Origin of the sequence: Streptococcus sp. A12, assembly GCF_905372335.1 — a bacterium.
In the GTDB taxonomy this organism is placed as follows: domain Bacteria; phylum Bacillota; class Bacilli; order Lactobacillales; family Streptococcaceae; genus Streptococcus.
In genome coordinates this window covers 21,934-35,578 of sequence record NZ_CAJPOU010000001.1, presented here as the reverse complement: position 1 = coordinate 35,578, position 13,645 = coordinate 21,934, and the positions used below count along the sequence as shown (strand labels likewise).

19 protein-coding genes and 1 riboswitch are annotated in these 13,645 nt (G+C 42.6%); of the genes, 2 read left to right on the top strand and 17 right to left on the bottom strand.

All coding sequences use genetic code 11. The features are described 5' to 3' along the window. Window positions 1-3 precede the first annotated feature (3 nt). The 7 genes from QZ158_RS00200 to QZ158_RS00170 all read right to left on the bottom strand — a co-directional run bounded on the left by QZ158_RS00200 (window position 4) and on the right by QZ158_RS00170 (window position 4,374). Window positions 4-267, bottom strand: coding sequence for a hypothetical protein (locus QZ158_RS00200; protein WP_293872828.1), 264 nt, complete (start codon window positions 265-267; stop codon window positions 4-6). After that, on the bottom strand, window positions 260-817 hold the full coding sequence (locus QZ158_RS00195; protein WP_293872826.1) for a class I SAM-dependent methyltransferase: 558 nt from the start codon (window positions 815-817) through the stop codon (window positions 260-262). The genes QZ158_RS00200 and QZ158_RS00195 overlap by 8 nt, the downstream gene beginning before the upstream one ends. Window positions 818-827: 10 nt before the next feature. Beyond that, on the bottom strand, window positions 828-1,760 hold the full coding sequence (locus QZ158_RS00190; protein ID WP_293872889.1) for a TIGR01212 family radical SAM protein: 933 nt from the start codon (window positions 1,758-1,760) through the stop codon (window positions 828-830). A gap of 23 nt (window positions 1,761-1,783) precedes the next feature. Then, complete coding sequence (locus QZ158_RS00185) at window positions 1,784-2,095, bottom strand: MGMT family protein (RefSeq protein WP_048688271.1); 312 nt, start codon at window positions 2,093-2,095, stop codon at window positions 1,784-1,786. A gap of 3 nt (window positions 2,096-2,098) precedes the next feature. Then, on the bottom strand, window positions 2,099-2,749 hold the full coding sequence (locus QZ158_RS00180; protein WP_293872824.1) for a phosphatase PAP2 family protein: 651 nt from the start codon (window positions 2,747-2,749) through the stop codon (window positions 2,099-2,101). Further along, a complete protein-coding gene (locus tag QZ158_RS00175) occupies window positions 2,739-3,296 on the bottom strand; it encodes an ECF transporter S component (RefSeq protein ID WP_293872822.1) in 558 nt (185 codons plus the stop codon). Before QZ158_RS00175 ends, QZ158_RS00180 begins: the two co-directional genes overlap by 11 nt. A 215-nt stretch (window positions 3,297-3,511) precedes the next feature. Then, a riboswitch (FMN riboswitch) is annotated at window positions 3,512-3,746 on the bottom strand. 85 nt (window positions 3,747-3,831) lie between these two features. Then, window positions 3,832-4,374 carry a tRNA (cytidine(34)-2'-O)-methyltransferase gene (locus QZ158_RS00170; RefSeq protein ID WP_048688281.1) on the bottom strand — a complete coding sequence of 181 codons (543 nt, stop codon included), beginning with the start codon at window positions 4,372-4,374 and terminating at the stop codon, window positions 3,832-3,834. A gap of 300 nt (window positions 4,375-4,674) precedes the next feature. Between QZ158_RS00170 and trkA the strand changes: the two genes are divergently transcribed. Both trkA and QZ158_RS00160 read left to right on the top strand, forming a co-directional pair. Continuing rightward, window positions 4,675-6,030, top strand: a complete 1,356-nt coding sequence (trkA, locus tag QZ158_RS00165) for a Trk system potassium transporter TrkA (protein WP_293872819.1) — start codon at window positions 4,675-4,677, stop codon at window positions 6,028-6,030. A gap of 3 nt (window positions 6,031-6,033) precedes the next feature. Further along, a complete protein-coding gene (locus QZ158_RS00160; protein ID WP_293872818.1) occupies window positions 6,034-7,494 on the top strand; it encodes a TrkH family potassium uptake protein in 1,461 nt (486 codons plus the stop codon). Window positions 7,495-7,571: 77 nt separating this feature from the next. Here QZ158_RS00160 and yidD read toward each other — a convergent pair whose 3' ends face one another. The 10 genes from yidD to QZ158_RS00110 all read right to left on the bottom strand — a co-directional run bounded on the left by yidD (window position 7,572) and on the right by QZ158_RS00110 (window position 13,589). Next, window positions 7,572-7,826 (bottom strand): membrane protein insertion efficiency factor YidD, encoded by a 255-nt coding sequence (gene yidD / locus QZ158_RS00155; RefSeq protein WP_293872817.1) that lies wholly within the window; start codon window positions 7,824-7,826, stop codon window positions 7,572-7,574. Continuing rightward, complete coding sequence (locus QZ158_RS00150) at window positions 7,826-8,554, bottom strand: pseudouridine synthase (protein WP_293872816.1); 729 nt, start codon at window positions 8,552-8,554, stop codon at window positions 7,826-7,828. The genes yidD and QZ158_RS00150 overlap by 1 nt, the downstream gene beginning before the upstream one ends. Then, the gene (gene scpB, locus QZ158_RS00145; protein WP_023024095.1) at window positions 8,544-9,113 is read right to left on the bottom strand and encodes an SMC-Scp complex subunit ScpB; all 570 of its coding nucleotides are present in this window, start codon (window positions 9,111-9,113) and stop codon (window positions 8,544-8,546) included. The genes QZ158_RS00150 and scpB overlap by 11 nt, the downstream gene beginning before the upstream one ends. Beyond that, window positions 9,106-9,816 (bottom strand): segregation/condensation protein A, encoded by a 711-nt coding sequence (locus QZ158_RS00140; protein WP_293872815.1) that lies wholly within the window; start codon window positions 9,814-9,816, stop codon window positions 9,106-9,108. The genes scpB and QZ158_RS00140 overlap by 8 nt, the downstream gene beginning before the upstream one ends. Next, window positions 9,816-10,547, bottom strand: a complete 732-nt coding sequence (gene xerD / locus QZ158_RS00135) for a site-specific tyrosine recombinase XerD (RefSeq protein ID WP_293872813.1) — start codon at window positions 10,545-10,547, stop codon at window positions 9,816-9,818. Before xerD ends, QZ158_RS00140 begins: the two co-directional genes overlap by 1 nt. After that, a complete protein-coding gene (gene cbpB / locus QZ158_RS00130) occupies window positions 10,544-11,005 on the bottom strand; it encodes a cyclic-di-AMP-binding protein CbpB (protein WP_293872811.1) in 462 nt (153 codons plus the stop codon). The genes xerD and cbpB overlap by 4 nt, the downstream gene beginning before the upstream one ends. Beyond that, window positions 11,002-11,523 (bottom strand): metallophosphoesterase, encoded by a 522-nt coding sequence (locus QZ158_RS00125; RefSeq protein WP_293872809.1) that lies wholly within the window; start codon window positions 11,521-11,523, stop codon window positions 11,002-11,004. Before QZ158_RS00125 ends, cbpB begins: the two co-directional genes overlap by 4 nt. Beyond that, window positions 11,508-12,476, bottom strand: coding sequence for a nucleoside-triphosphate diphosphatase (locus QZ158_RS00120; RefSeq protein WP_293872807.1), 969 nt, complete (start codon window positions 12,474-12,476; stop codon window positions 11,508-11,510). Before QZ158_RS00120 ends, QZ158_RS00125 begins: the two co-directional genes overlap by 16 nt. Then, window positions 12,473-13,267 carry a glutamate racemase gene (gene racE, locus QZ158_RS00115; RefSeq protein WP_006595783.1) on the bottom strand — a complete coding sequence of 265 codons (795 nt, stop codon included), beginning with the start codon at window positions 13,265-13,267 and terminating at the stop codon, window positions 12,473-12,475. The genes QZ158_RS00120 and racE overlap by 4 nt, the downstream gene beginning before the upstream one ends. 79 nt (window positions 13,268-13,346) lie before the next feature. After that, window positions 13,347-13,589: a YneF family protein gene (locus QZ158_RS00110; RefSeq protein ID WP_293872804.1), complete on the bottom strand. Its 243-nt coding sequence runs from the start codon at window positions 13,587-13,589 to the stop codon at window positions 13,347-13,349. Window positions 13,590-13,645 lie beyond the last annotated feature (56 nt).

The following is a 13,645-nucleotide window of genomic DNA, read 5'->3' as shown; positions in this document are numbered from 1 at the left end:
CCCTTATCCTCCTGATCGTTGGTTACAACAATCCTCAAAGAGTTGCTTTTGTTCTTGGATCTTTTGATCAATCTTTGTCAGATCCTTGTGCTCAATTTTCTTCTGGCAACGTTCCATTTCAAGAGAAACCAACTTCTTCTTGATTTTGATCATCTTTTTGCTCATCCGTGCTTCATCTAAAAAACCAACGGCACGTTCATGAGAGGTGGACTCCACAAAATCGTGGCGAAGAGTATCAATTTTATTTTTTAAAAATTCTTTATCCATGACGGTAACTTTCTAATTTTTCGATCATGACCAAAAATGGGGGATGATTGATCTGGTTCAGGGTCCGGTAACTAGTGACCGTAAATTCTTGTTGAGGAAGTTGGGAGACAAACTCCAAGACAGCATCTTTTTCTAGGTCCCCACCCTCATGACCATAATAGATCATAATGGCAATCCGCCCACCCTTGATCAAGCAGTGACAAAGTTTATCGATGGCTTGGATCGTTGTTTTAGGCTGGGTAATGATGGACTTGTCTGCTGAAGGAAGATAGCCTAAGTTGAAGATAGCCGCCTTGACCTGGTCCACATAAAGATCTATTTCTTCATGCCCCTTTAAAAGAAGATGGGCATTGGAAAGTCCTGCTTCTTCCAAGCGCTTTTGCGTATGGATCAAGGCCTGTTCTTGAATATCAAATGCATAGACTTCTTTGGCTAGTTTCGCCAAGAAAAGGGTATCATGCCCATTGCCCATGGTCGCATCAACCACAGTATCTTGATCTGTAATGACCTCCCTAAGAAAATCATGGGCCATCTCTAATGGTCGCAACATGCTACTCCTCCTATTTTCCTACTTTACAACCTTGAACACTTCCACGGCGACGCATTTCTGTTTCAATAGCATTCAGTACTTCCCACTTATTGAGACTCCACATCGGTCCTATCAGCATTTCGCGTGGAGCATCTCCTGTAATCCGGTGGATGACGATCTCCTTGGGAATAATCTCCAGTTGGTCACAGATGACCGACACGTATTCCTCCTGACTCATCAATTGCAATCGCCCTTCATGGTAGTCTCGTTGCATCCGGGTATTGGTCATCAGATGGAGCAGGTGCAATTTAATGCCCTGGATATCGTTGTCTGTTACACAACGGCGGACATTTTCCACCATCATCTCATGCGTCTCCCCTGGAAGACCGTTAATTAAGTGTGAAACAATCTCTGCCTTAGGGACCTGTTGGCGAATCCGCTTCACCGTTTCCACATAGAGTTCATAGCTATGGGCTCGGTTGATCAATCCAGATGTCGTTTCATAGGTCGTCTGCAAACCCAGCTCAATAGTCACATGCATGCGCTCTGTCAATTCTGCTAGATAGGCCAATGTTTCATCCGGCAAGCAGTCTGGTCGTGTCCCGATGTTAATCCCTACGACACCCGGTTCATTGATGGCTTGCTCATAGCGCTCCCGAATGACATCGACGGATTCATGCGTATTAGTGAAATTTTGAAAATAGACCAAATACTTTTTGACATCGGGCCATTTGCGGTGCATAAAATCAATTTCTTTGTAAAACTGATCCCGAATAGGGGCATCTGGTGCTACGATGGCGTCCCCAGAGCCAGAAACTGTACAAAAAGTACAGCCCCCACGAGCAACAGTTCCATCACGATTGGGACAGTCAAAGCCCGCATCGATTGGGACTTTGAAGGTCTTTTCTCCAAATAAGGTTCGGTAATAATCATTTAAGGTCGTATAGGATTTCATACCCCTCATTATAGCAAAAAAGCAGAGTGAACTCAAAGTTGAGTCTCCTCTGCTTTCCATTTGTATTTTTTAAGATCCACACAACCGTTGGATTTGCATTCCACCCCTTCTGCCCAGAGAAGCGTGCCTTGCTCTTCCCAATCAGGAGCCAGGCGACCAGTAGAGGTCACGACCCGATGACAGGGATAGGTCACAGCTTTTGTAGAAGTAGCCAAGACCTTGCCGACCTGGCGGGCGTGACGAGGATATCCAATGAGTTGGGCAATTTGACCATAGGTGGCCACACATCCCAGGGGAATCTGAGCAACGACCTTTAGGACCTTTTCTTCAAATAAATCGTTCATGCTTTACTTCTGCTTACTCTTAAAGCGCCATTCAAAACGCAAACGGTCGTAATAAGGAAAGACCATTTGCAAAAGACCAAATCCCAAAAGTATACTTCCTGTGACGTCTGTCGGGTAATGAACCCCAACATAGACACGAGATACAACGATGGTTACTATACAGAGGAAGAGGGCAATCTGAGCCAGGACTTTCCCGACTTGAGAGGTCATCCGTTGCCCTACCACAATGATCAAACTACCGAAGACGAGGGTGGCGGCTAAGGAGTGACCACTTGGAAAAGAATAGCCCCCTTCTTGGACCAAATGTTGCAGTGCTGGCCGTGGGCGTAAATAGATGTGTTTCAGGATCACCACGAGTAATCCAGTTGTAACCAAACTCCCGGTGAGGAGGAGGGCCTCCGTATACCATTTCTTCCAGACAAAGAAGAGGACAATGACGCCAACCCAGGATGCAACAACTGGTGTGTTCATCAGCACTGTGACACGGGTAAAGAAGGCTGTCAAATAGGCTGGTAAATCCCCGCGAATAGCCGATTGAATCGGTTGATCGATTCCGACTAAATTTTCAGGATAAAATTTGACTACATAGCCCAGAATCATAAATAACAAAAGGGCAAAAGAGCCCTTTAAAAAATGAGATTGTTTATTTTTCATAGATTTTAAGTAGGGGCTGTACGACGGCGTATACCATCCAGAAGGTCACAGCCCAAATCAGTCCTTCTATTAGATTAAAGGGAACAACCATACTGAGAAGATACTTTTCAACTCCGACCATCTTTGCTATGTCAAAACCAACAAATTTAGCATAGAGAGGGATGGCATAATAGTAATTGACTAGGAGCATGGAAATGGTTAAACCAATGGTCCCAACTAGACTAGCAATCACAAACCGAACCTGGTTTCTCTTCTTATTCCAAATGACTGCAAATGCTAAGACAAAGACTAAGACAGCAATTATGTTAACTGGTAAGCCAACCAAGGTCTCAGCTCCTCGACCATTCAAAACTAACTTGAGAAGCGATCGAATCAAAACCACCACAACTGAGCTCTTCAAATCTAATAGAACTAAGGCGAGTAAGATTGGAATCGTACTAAAGTCAACCTTTAAAAAATCAATCCCTATTGATAGTTGATAAAACATCAATAGAAAAGAAAGTGCAGATAAAACAGCCACTAGGGTCAGTTTACGAGTATTTGTCATCACAGGTTCCTCCAATTTTTACTAAAATTAGAAGAAGTTGGAAAGATTCCCTTAACCTTATTCTATTTCAATCGTTTTAAAGAAAACTTAAACAGTTCCTTAATACTTAACGAAAAAAGCCCTGATGCTACAAGAAAAAGCGCAAAGACTAATTTCTTATAAAATCAACAAAATTTCCATCAAGTCCATCATCAATAAGAACAGGTTTGTTCCTCTCTCGTCTTCTCCCATCCAGACTATACTGTCGGTTGTGGAGTCACACCACATCAGCTTGCGCTCGCGGACTTCTTTTAGAGTATGGAAATGGAGATTTTTCTTTTAGACGAGGCGACAAGCTCTAGGCATAACTTTTAGTTAGGCAAAGCTTGGCAACAAAGTAGAAAAGGAAAAGAGCATTTCCTAGTAAAAGTCACCGCCGGTCGGGAATTACACCCTGCCCTGAAGACTCCTTAATCATAACAAAAAACACCTGCTATTGCAAGTGTTTTGTAATATCAAAAGTTACAACGAAACCCCTTTTGCAAAGAGCCTCTTCCTACTTCAACTTATCTCCCTCATACTGATGGACCAACTCTAAGCCTGCAAACTCCTGTTGTCTGAGGGCTTCGTATACAATCATACAAACGGTATTGGAGACATTCAAGCTTCGAACATGCTCATCATTCATCGGAATCCGAATCGCCTTTTCAGCATGAAGCCGCATAAAATCCTCTGGCAAACCTTTGTCCTCGCGACCAAAAATGAAATAATGTTCTGCATCATCATTGTAATCCACATCTGAATAGGTCTGGTCAGCAAATTTTGAAACCAGGTGGACCTTTCCTCCAGCTGCGGCCTCCATAAATTCATCCAAGCTGTCGTAGAAGCGAACATCTAACTTATCCCAATAATCCAGTCCCGCACGTTTCATCTTCCGATCATCGATAGGAAAAGCCATGGGCCGAATGATGTGAAGGGGGGCATTGGTAGCTGCACAAGTACGAGCAATGTTCCCTGTGTTTTGGGGGATTTGAGGTTGATAGAGAACTACATGGTTTTTTGATTTGGTTTCTGTATAAGCTAATTCTTCAATATTCATCACAATCTCATTTCTGGCAAAAAAATAGCCACACTGCCCGGAGTCAAGCTCAGCAAACAGCGTGGTTACGACTTCATTAACTTAACTCACAACAGGTTTGAGGTAAATCAATGAGGTTACTGTATCAGTATACCACTTTCATGCCTCCTGTCAACTATTTCGACAAAAAAATTTCACTTTTTTACATCCTCTTTCATGTAGTTTAGAGAATCTGGTTCTTTATGCCCTATTTCCACTATTAAAAGGTGATTTTTTTTTGAAAATAGAGTAAGATAGAATCATACTTTGGAGGAAATATTCATGAAAATTATTGTAGTTGGAGGCGGTAAAGTCGGAACAGCACTCTGTCGTTCCCTCGTCGCAGAAAATCACGATGTCATTTTGATCGAACAAGATGAAGCCGTCGTTAATCACATTACCAAACGCTACGATATCATTGGTATTGTTGGAAATGGTGCCAACTTTAAGATTCTAGAACAAGCAGATGTGGCCGACTGTGACATCTTTGTCGCCCTGACAGAGCAAGACGAAGTTAACATGGTTTCTGCCGTCTTAGCCAAAAAAATGGGAGCCAAAGAAACCATTGTCCGGGTCCGCAATCCGGAATACTCAAATTCCTATTTTAAAGAGAAAAATATTCTCGGCTTCTCACTAGTCGTCAATCCTGAGCTTCTTGCTGCTCGCTATATCGCTAATAGCATTGACTTCCCAAATGCCTTATCTGTTGAGCACTTCGCTGGTGGTCGAGTGGCCTTCATGGAGTTCAAAATCAAGGAGGAAAGCCCGCTCTGCCAGATGACTCTTTCTCAATTCAGAAAGAAATACGGAAACATCATTATCTGTGCTATCGAACGGCAAGGTCAGTTAACGATTCCAGATGGCGACTTCACTTTACAAGCCTTTGATAAGATTTTCATGACTGGAAATCGAGTCGAAATTGTAAGTTTCCACAATAGCATTCGACCGCAAGTTGTTAAAAGTCTGCTTTTGATTGGAGCTGGCAAGATTTCTTACTACCTCCTAAATATTTTGGAAAATAGCAAACGGAAGATCGACTTAAAAGTCATTGAAATCGATCAAAAACGGGCAGAATGGTTTAGTCAAGAATTCCCTGATCTCTATGTTATCCAGGGAGATGGGACATCAAAAGATATTCTAATGGAAGAGCGCGCAGGTAACTTTGATGCCGTGGCGACTCTAACAGGGGTCGATGAAGAAAATATTATCGCTTCTATGTTCCTAAATAGCGTAGGTGTTCAAAAGAATATTACCAAGGTCAACCGGACTAGCCTACTGGAAATTATTGATCGGCAAGATTTTTCAAGTATTGTGACACCCAAAGGCATTGCAGTGGACACCATCATGCACTTCATTCGTGGTCGCTATAATGCCCGCTATTCAAATCTTGAAGCCTTGCACCACGTCGCCAACGGTCAAATCGAGACCCTTCAATTCCAGATTCGCGAAGAAAACAAAATGACGGGCAAACCTTTGGCACAACTGAAATTGAAAAAAGGTGTTCTCATCGCAGCCATTATTCGAAACGGGAAAGCTATTTTCCCAACTGGAGATGACCATCTTTTGATAGGGGATCGCATTATCGTTACTACCCTAATCAGCAACATCACTAAAATCTATGATTTGTTAGAGGGGTAAGCCATGAACAAAAGTATGATTCGCTACCTTTTAGCAAAACTCCTTCTGATTGAAGCCATGTTGCTCTGTGTGCCGATTGTGGTTGCACTTCTCAATCTAAAGAACGATTTTGTTGTCAAGGATAGCCCAACTGTCTTTATCTCCCTATTTGCAACCATTGCCATCCTCCTTATATTGGGAGGCATTGGTTCCTTTTTCAAACCCAAAGATTTTCACATCTATGCTAAGGAAGGCGTTCTGATTGTGGCTTTGTGTTGGATCCTCTGGTCCTTCTTTGGTGCTCTTCCTTTTGTCTTTTCAGGACAAATCCCAAACATCATTGATGCATTTTTCGAAGTTAGCTCTGGTTTTACGACTACAGGGGCAACCATTTTAAATGACGTCTCCGTCCTCAGTCCTTCCCTTCTTTTCTGGCGTAGTTTCACCCACTTGATTGGAGGGATGGGGGTGCTAGTCTTTGCACTAGCTATTATGGACAATAACAAGAACAGCCACCTCGAAGTGATGAAGGCAGAAGTGCCTGGTCCCGTATTTGGTAAAATTGTATCCAAATTGAAGAACACAGCTCAAATCCTTTATTACCTCTATTTGGCCCTCTTCTTCCTCTTTGTCGTGATCTACTTCTGTGCTGGCATGCCTCTTTATGATAGCTTTATCATTGCTATGGGAACTGCTGGTACCGGTGGATTCACCGTCTTCAACGACGGGATTGCCCACTACCATTCGACGCTCATCACCTATTTGGTCAGCTTTGGAGTCTTGGTCTTTGGGGTCAATTTTAACCTTTATTACTACATCATGCTTCGCAAGTTCAAAGCCTTCTTCGGCGATGAAGAACTTCGCACCTACCTGATGATTGTCGGGGTTTCTTCCCTTCTGATTGCCTGCAACATTTTCCATCTCTATCATAATTTTGCAGATAGTTTTGAAATGTCCTTTTTCCAAGTCTCCAATGTCATTACCACGACTGGATTTGGTTTTGGCAATACTGTTGATTGGCCGCTCTTTTCTCAGTTCCTCCTTCTCATGCTCATGGTGGTTGGTGGATCCGCTGGGTCAACGGCTGGGGGACTAAAAGTGATTCGCTGCTTAATTCTAGCTCGGATCGGGAAGAATCAAATTCGTTCGACTCTCTCGCCCAATCGGGTGATGACCCTGCATGTGAATGGCACTGCCTTGGATAAAGACACCCAGCACAAAATCTTAAAATATTTCGTAGTCTATACCTTGATTACAATCGCCCTCATTGCGGTTGTCAGCTTTGACAGCAACAATTTTATGACGGTTGTCAGTGCAGTCTTTAGTTGCTTTAACAATATCGGACCGATGATTGGGACAACGGATACCTTCGCTATCTTTAGCCCCATCTCTAAATTCTTACTATCAATTGCCATGATTGCAGGACGGTTAGAGATCTACCCGATGTTACTACTCTTTATGCCTCGCACCTGGTCAGATCGCTAAAAACAAAAAGTTTTGGAGAATTTCCAAAACTTTTTTCTTTGCTCTGAGTATGACTTCTTATAGAAGTTTGCTCTAACTTAATTTTCGCTTTTCTCTTCTTCTAGGTGGCTTCTCAGACTGAAATGATCTGGAACTGGATCTACTCCAGTCTTGCTCCAGGGATGGCAACGAAGAATCCGAGCAAGCCCCATCAGAATCCCTTTCAAACCATGCCGTTCAATAGACTGGATCATATAGTTGGAACAGGTAGGACTATAGCGACAGGAAGGTGGAAAGAGGGGAGAAAGAAGGCGTTGATAGAGACGAACAAGGCCGATCGCACATTTCTTCATTATTTTTTCGTCTTTGTCACTGCAAGGGTATGCAATTGGCTAATTTCTTTTTTATTGAGACGGCGGTATTCACCAGGACGAAGTCCAGAAACGTCTAGATTTCCAAATTGGGTCCGGGACAATTTATCCACCAAGAGGCCAACGGCTTCAAACATCTTTTTGACTTGGTGATTGCGTCCTTCATGGATGGTCAATTGGACAACTGAGCGATTCTTTTCTGGATCAACCTTTAGAATCTCATAGGTAGCTGGCTTGGTCTTTTTGCCATCAATGGTCACACCACGAGTCAAGGGACGCAAGTTTTCTTTGTTCGCCAATCCCTTCACGCGCGCAACATAAACCTTATCAATCTCATTACGCGGGTGGATCATTTCATCCGTAAAATCACCATCATTGGTCAAAATCAGGACACCAGAAGTATCCCAGTCCAAACGACCGACAGGATAAATCCGTTCCTTGACTTGCGGTAACAAATCAATAACAGTTGGTCTCCCTTTATCGTCTGATACACTGGAGATGACCCCTCTTGGTTTATTTAAGAGGTAGTAAACCTTCTCCTCATTGTATATTGGTTGACCTTCTACTTCTACCTTGTCTCCAGACTTGATCGTCGTCGCCAATTCACGGACCACTTGGCCATTTACAGTGACAAGGCCTTGCTTAATCAATGCCTCTGCTTTGCGGCGGCTTGCGATACCAGCATGAGCAATATATTTATTAATTCTCATCAATTTCCTCAGTTCTTTCTGTAAATAATTGGCTTTCTTGACCGATTAACTCAGTCTCTTCAACAATTGGTAGCTCGTCTAGATGGTTTATCCCCATGTAATCCAAAAAGTAATCTGTCGTCACATAGAGATTAGGTCTCCCAATGACTTCTTTCTTCCCATCTTCTCGAATCAACTCAAAAGAAAGTAATTTTGAAATAGCTCCACTTGAGTTAACCCCTCGAATATCATCGACTTCAATCCGAGTAATCGGCTGTTTATAGGCAATGATAGAGAGAGTTTCCAAGGCGGCACGAGAGAGACTTTGATTCATTGGTGACTTTGAATACTCACGTAACAGCTCTGCATATTGGGATTTGGTCACTAATTTATAGGTTGACGCTGTCTCTAATAAGGCCATACTAGAATCTTGATCCTGCTCATATTTCTGGGCCAATTTTTCTAAACTTTGAATCACCCCTGTGGGAGGAAGGGATAAGAGGTCGGCAATCTGTCTCACCGTTAAACCATCTTCTCCTGCAACAAACAAGAGGGCCTCCATCTCTGCAATTTTACTCATTCTTTAATCCTACTAAAATAATATCTCCAAATGGTTCTTCTTGAAGAGCCTCAACTTCTTGTACTTTAATTAATTCCAAAGTCGCCAAAAAGACTGTAATCAGTTCGTTGACATCCTTGGCTTCCTCAAAAATATCTTGTAGCAAGATTCTCTTACCAGGTTGACACAAGTGACGAACGACATTCATCAGGTCTTCAATTTTATACTCGTCTCGAACAATAGTCGTATGATTTTGTCGAAATTCTTCTTTCTTTTTCGTTAACAATTTTGAAAAGGCCAAGAAAAGATCTATCGTGGTCTTGTCATGGACCAATTCATCATCATCATAGACTAATTCCGTTTTGGGTTTTGAAAAGTACTGGGCTCTCTCCTCGTGTTGAAGGGCCATTTTTTCACCCAGTAGTTTAAACTTCCGGTACTCTTCGATTTGAGACAGGAGGTCCTGCTCCAAATCTTCTTCATCCGTTGCTTGCTCCGCAATTTTTGGAAGGAGACGCCGACTCTTAATCAAGGTCAACTGACTGGCCATCAGCATGTATTCACCAGCAACCTCTAACCGCATGGCTTGAAGGGTTGTTAGATAGGCCAAGTACTGCTCAATCACCTCAATTAGAGGAACCTCATAAATATCCATTTGGTATTTTGAAACGAGGTGTAAAAGAAGATCCAAGGGACCTTCAAAATCCTTTATTTTAATATCCATTACTTATACTTTTCTAAGGTAACAAGAGTTTTTAAACCGAGCTCGCGGGCGATGCTAAACAGATCCATCCCCTGCTCTCTCTGTTTTAAAATGTATTGTTCCCGTAAGGATTGCGCCGAAAGATTCTCAAATCCTTTTTCCAACAGGAAGGACTCTAATTGACGGAAGCCCCACTGACGTGAATAGGCCTTGCCCTTGTTATCAAATAAATAAGTCCCCGTCATCAAATCCGTCAACTCTCCTAGAAGAGCTTCCGGAATACGCAAGACCCGTTTTTGTCCTTCTTTTCCTACTCGTAAAACCTGAAAGTCGAGTTCAATATCAACGATTTTCAACTGAAGAATTTCACTAGGCAACAAGCCCATCTCGACAATCAATAGGGCAATCAAGCGGCCTTGGGATAGTTCTGACCCTTCCCACAAGAGGGATAAGTCCAATAGTTCTTGGTCGTGGCTTTTCGGCACAGAGACTTTCGGAAGGACCAAGCGATGGTAATCCTCGATAACTTGATGTTGATAAAGATAAAACAAAAATTGGTTGACGGCTGAAAGCTTCCGTTTTTGAACAGCTGGTTTAAAATCTTTAATCGAAGCTTGATAAATCCGAAGATTGGTATCTGAGACATGGTTATGAACAGTATCCACGAACTGATCCAAATCATAAGAATAAGCCGTCTGTGAATTTTCACTCAAGTCTTTTTCTTTGATAAAACTAGCTATGTATTCTTTCATTTTTTCCTCATCTCATATTCATTTGAGAAATTGTGCATGAGGGAATTGATGGCTTTTAAAATGGATTTTCGAGTGATGATTCCTTCAAAGACTCCATCCTCTGAAACAACCGGTAGAAAGGATTCCTCTACCAACTTATGCAAGACTTCCGTCACAGTATACTCTTTTCCAAGGCGCTCCCCATCCGTTTTTGTCATATGAACGATGTCCATGGATGAAAAGATTTCATCAGAATAATCATGTTTCATTTGGTAAGAAAGAATATCTGTTAAAGAAATCGTCCCTACGTATATCATTTGATCGGTCACAACAGGAACACGAGTGTAGCTAATTTGACTCAGCACCAAGATGGCATGATCCACATTATGCGTATCAATCAAGACAGCCAAATTGCGAGCTGGAGTCAAAAAAGTCTTTTCTTCTCGGAGAATAAACTCCTCAAATTCCTTGGCGATCATCTATCAAACTCCTTTGTAAGAGGTTCATAGACCTCATGCTTCCGATTTAAAAATTCAACTCGATAGGAATCTGCATCAATTTCCACTTTAGCATAGAGGCACTCTTGAATGGGCCCCCGCGGTAAACTGACTGACCCAGGGTTCAGAAAAAGGGTACGCCCTTCCTTCCAAGCATCCGGAATATGCAGATGGCCATAGAGGCAGATATCTGCATCTTCTTCCTGGGCCCACAAATCTAACTTTTGAAAACTAAAATTAATTTGGAAAAGATGACCATGGGTTTGAATAATCCGAGTAGGACCCAATTGCGTCACCAGACGTTCAGGGTACTCCCCATAAAAGTCCATGTTCCCTTTGACAACATGAATGCCTTCCCATACAGGGTCGGTACTTTCTAACTCAGAATCCCCGTTGTGAAAAATGGCATCGACCTTTCCTTTATAGTGGTCTTTGATCTCTTCTACGATCTGACGATCTCCATGAGAATCGCTCATGACGATGATTACTTGTTCTGCCATGCTGGGAATACCTCTACTAATTTCTTCACGGCTAAAGCACGATGCGATTGTTGATTTTTCTCCTCTAGAGTTAGTTGAGCAGATGTCTTACCTGTTTCTCCTACTAGAAAGAGGGGATCATAGCCAAACCCGTTCTCACCTTTTGGTTCAAAATTGATATATCCTGGCCAATCCGCCTCCACAACAAGGCTCTCCTTACCAGGACTGGCAACTACTAAGGTTGTATGAAATTTTGCTGACCGATCCTTCAATTCAAAGACCATCGCCAACTCGTGTAAGAGCTTGGCATTGTTCTCTAAGTCGGTCGCTCCCACACCTGCAAAGCGAGCAGACCAGACACCTGGTAAGCCCCCAAGGATATCGACCATGAGTCCTGAATCATCCGCCAACACCATTTTCCCTGTTAGCTGTGAAATTGTCTCAGCTTTTAGGCGAGCATTTTCTTCAAATGTCATTCCTGTTTCAGCGACTTCTGGAAGATCTGGATAGTCATTGAGATTCTCAACTTCAAAGCCCATTTGCCCAAAGATCTGACGAAACTCTTTGGTTTTTCCTTCATTCCGAGTAGCAATTAGCAAGCGATCCTTAAGACCTTCCTGGCCCAAAAAATCTGCAAGTGGAAGACCATTCTTTGGCAGATAGACTGAGAGCAACTGCTCTCCTTCTACAATGAGAAGAGCTCCTTGACGTTGCACGATTTCAATTTTGCGACCTAGTGTTTCCTCAACGATTTGAAAGAGGAAGGTCAAAAACTGCAAACTAGAGGCGTAACGAACAACCGTTACATTTAGGGGAAAGCCCAAGTCTGTGTCTCCAACTAGTGATTCTACTAGGTCAACAAGCTCAGAAGCTTCTGAAGAGACTTCGCTATATTCGTTATAGTCACTCCGATCTCCCCATTCAGCTAGAAACCAATTTAAGGCGTCTTTGTATTCATATATCTTTTGGTTCATAATTCTACATGCTCCACATGAACGACTTGATGCAACCAAGTCTTAGCAATCGCTGCAAAACTGGCTGCATTGGCCGTTGTATAAAACTGATGGTGGCAATCCTCCAGTTGGCGACTGCGATTAATCTCAAAATAGTTGAGCAAGACTGAGATGTCGCGGACACACTCAGCACCGCTATCAATTAACTGAACCTCTGGCCCCATGACATTTTGAATAATAGGGCGAAGGAGCGGATAATGGGTGCATCCCAAAACCAGTGTATCCACTTTCCCAGCCAAAGGTTTCAAGGTTTCATAGACAACTTTTTTTGTAACACTGGACTGCAACTCATTGGATTCAACCAGAGGGACAAATTTCGGACAAGCTAAACTCTCTACTGCCATTTCTGGTGACAGGCTTTGAATTTTTTTCCGATAAATATCTGAAGCAACCGTCATCGGGGTCCCAATGACTCCAATTCGTTTGCTTTTTGTCGCCTTGATTGCTGCGGAAGCTCCTGGCAAAATCACTCCTAGAACTGGGATGTCCAAGGCTTCTTTCACCTCTTCCCATACAACAGCTGTCGCCGTATTACAGGCCAAAACAATCATCTTCACATTTTTCGTTAGGAGAAAACGAACCATCTCCCAAGTATAGTCACGAATTTGATCTGCTGGTCTCGGGCCATAAGGTGCTCTAGCGGAATCACCAATATAGACCACCTCTTCATGGGGAAGTTGCCGCATCAATTCGCGAACAACGGTTAACCCTCCGACACCCGAATCCAAAAAACCAATTGGTCGATTGTCCATCTGCCTTCCTTTCAAAACAAGGGACCAAGAAAAATCTTAAAGTCCCCCTACTTATTTTATTGTATCATCTGTTTTGCTTTTATTTCTTCTTCGTATTCAAAGATGCTTTTTGTTGGTTCAGAATTTGACGATAAACTTGTTGCACCTTCGCTTCACTTGGACGTTGACCACTAGCTCCCAACAATGTACGGACTGCTTCAACATTCAAACGTGGGTTTGATGCAAATTCTTTTTCAAACTGCTTGCGAAGTAGGTACATACCTGCCAACATTCCACCAAAGAAGGCAAGGATAATCAATAAAATTGTCAAAAGTGTAGACATAAGTGTTTTTCTCCTAAATTCAATATTTACACATTTTCTATTATACCAAAAAGGCC

What these genes read in the sequence shown, in the direction of transcription:
- QZ158_RS00125 (WP_293872809.1), bottom strand. Translation starts at nt 11,523, where the DNA reads ATGGCAGAACAAGTAATCATCGTCATGAGCGATTCTCATGGAGATCGT.
- scpB (WP_023024095.1), bottom strand. Translation starts at nt 9,113, where the DNA reads ATGAGTAAAATTGCAGAGATGGAGGCCCTCTTGTTTGTTGCAGGAGAA.
- xerD (WP_293872813.1), bottom strand. Translation starts at nt 10,547, where the DNA reads ATGAAAGAATACATAGCTAGTTTTATCAAAGAAAAAGACTTGAGTGAA.
- QZ158_RS00190 (WP_293872889.1), bottom strand. Translation starts at nt 1,760, where the DNA reads ATGAGGGGTATGAAATCCTATACGACCTTAAATGATTATTACCGAACC.
- QZ158_RS00160 (WP_293872818.1), top strand. Translation starts at nt 6,034, where the DNA reads ATGAACAAAAGTATGATTCGCTACCTTTTAGCAAAACTCCTTCTGATT.
- QZ158_RS00120 (WP_293872807.1), bottom strand. Translation starts at nt 12,476, where the DNA reads ATGAACCAAAAGATATATGAATACAAAGACGCCTTAAATTGGTTTCTA.
- QZ158_RS00200 (WP_293872828.1), bottom strand. Translation starts at nt 267, where the DNA reads ATGGATAAAGAATTTTTAAAAAATAAAATTGATACTCTTCGCCACGAT.
- QZ158_RS00140 (WP_293872815.1), bottom strand. Translation starts at nt 9,816, where the DNA reads ATGGATATTAAAATAAAGGATTTTGAAGGTCCCTTGGATCTTCTTTTA.
- QZ158_RS00195 (WP_293872826.1), bottom strand. Translation starts at nt 817, where the DNA reads ATGTTGCGACCATTAGAGATGGCCCATGATTTTCTTAGGGAGGTCATT.
- QZ158_RS00170 (WP_048688281.1), bottom strand. Translation starts at nt 4,374, where the DNA reads ATGAATATTGAAGAATTAGCTTATACAGAAACCAAATCAAAAAACCAT.
- QZ158_RS00180 (WP_293872824.1), bottom strand. Translation starts at nt 2,749, where the DNA reads ATGAAAAATAAACAATCTCATTTTTTAAAGGGCTCTTTTGCCCTTTTG.
- racE (WP_006595783.1), bottom strand. Translation starts at nt 13,267, where the DNA reads ATGGACAATCGACCAATTGGTTTTTTGGATTCGGGTGTCGGAGGGTTA.
- QZ158_RS00110 (WP_293872804.1), bottom strand. Translation starts at nt 13,589, where the DNA reads ATGTCTACACTTTTGACAATTTTATTGATTATCCTTGCCTTCTTTGGT.
- trkA (WP_293872819.1), top strand. Translation starts at nt 4,675, where the DNA reads ATGAAAATTATTGTAGTTGGAGGCGGTAAAGTCGGAACAGCACTCTGT.
- yidD (WP_293872817.1), bottom strand. Translation starts at nt 7,826, where the DNA reads ATGAAGAAATGTGCGATCGGCCTTGTTCGTCTCTATCAACGCCTTCTT.
- QZ158_RS00150 (WP_293872816.1), bottom strand. Translation starts at nt 8,554, where the DNA reads ATGAGAATTAATAAATATATTGCTCATGCTGGTATCGCAAGCCGCCGC.
- QZ158_RS00185 (WP_048688271.1), bottom strand. Translation starts at nt 2,095, where the DNA reads ATGAACGATTTATTTGAAGAAAAGGTCCTAAAGGTCGTTGCTCAGATT.
- QZ158_RS00175 (WP_293872822.1), bottom strand. Translation starts at nt 3,296, where the DNA reads ATGACAAATACTCGTAAACTGACCCTAGTGGCTGTTTTATCTGCACTT.
- cbpB (WP_293872811.1), bottom strand. Translation starts at nt 11,005, where the DNA reads ATGATCGCCAAGGAATTTGAGGAGTTTATTCTCCGAGAAGAAAAGACT.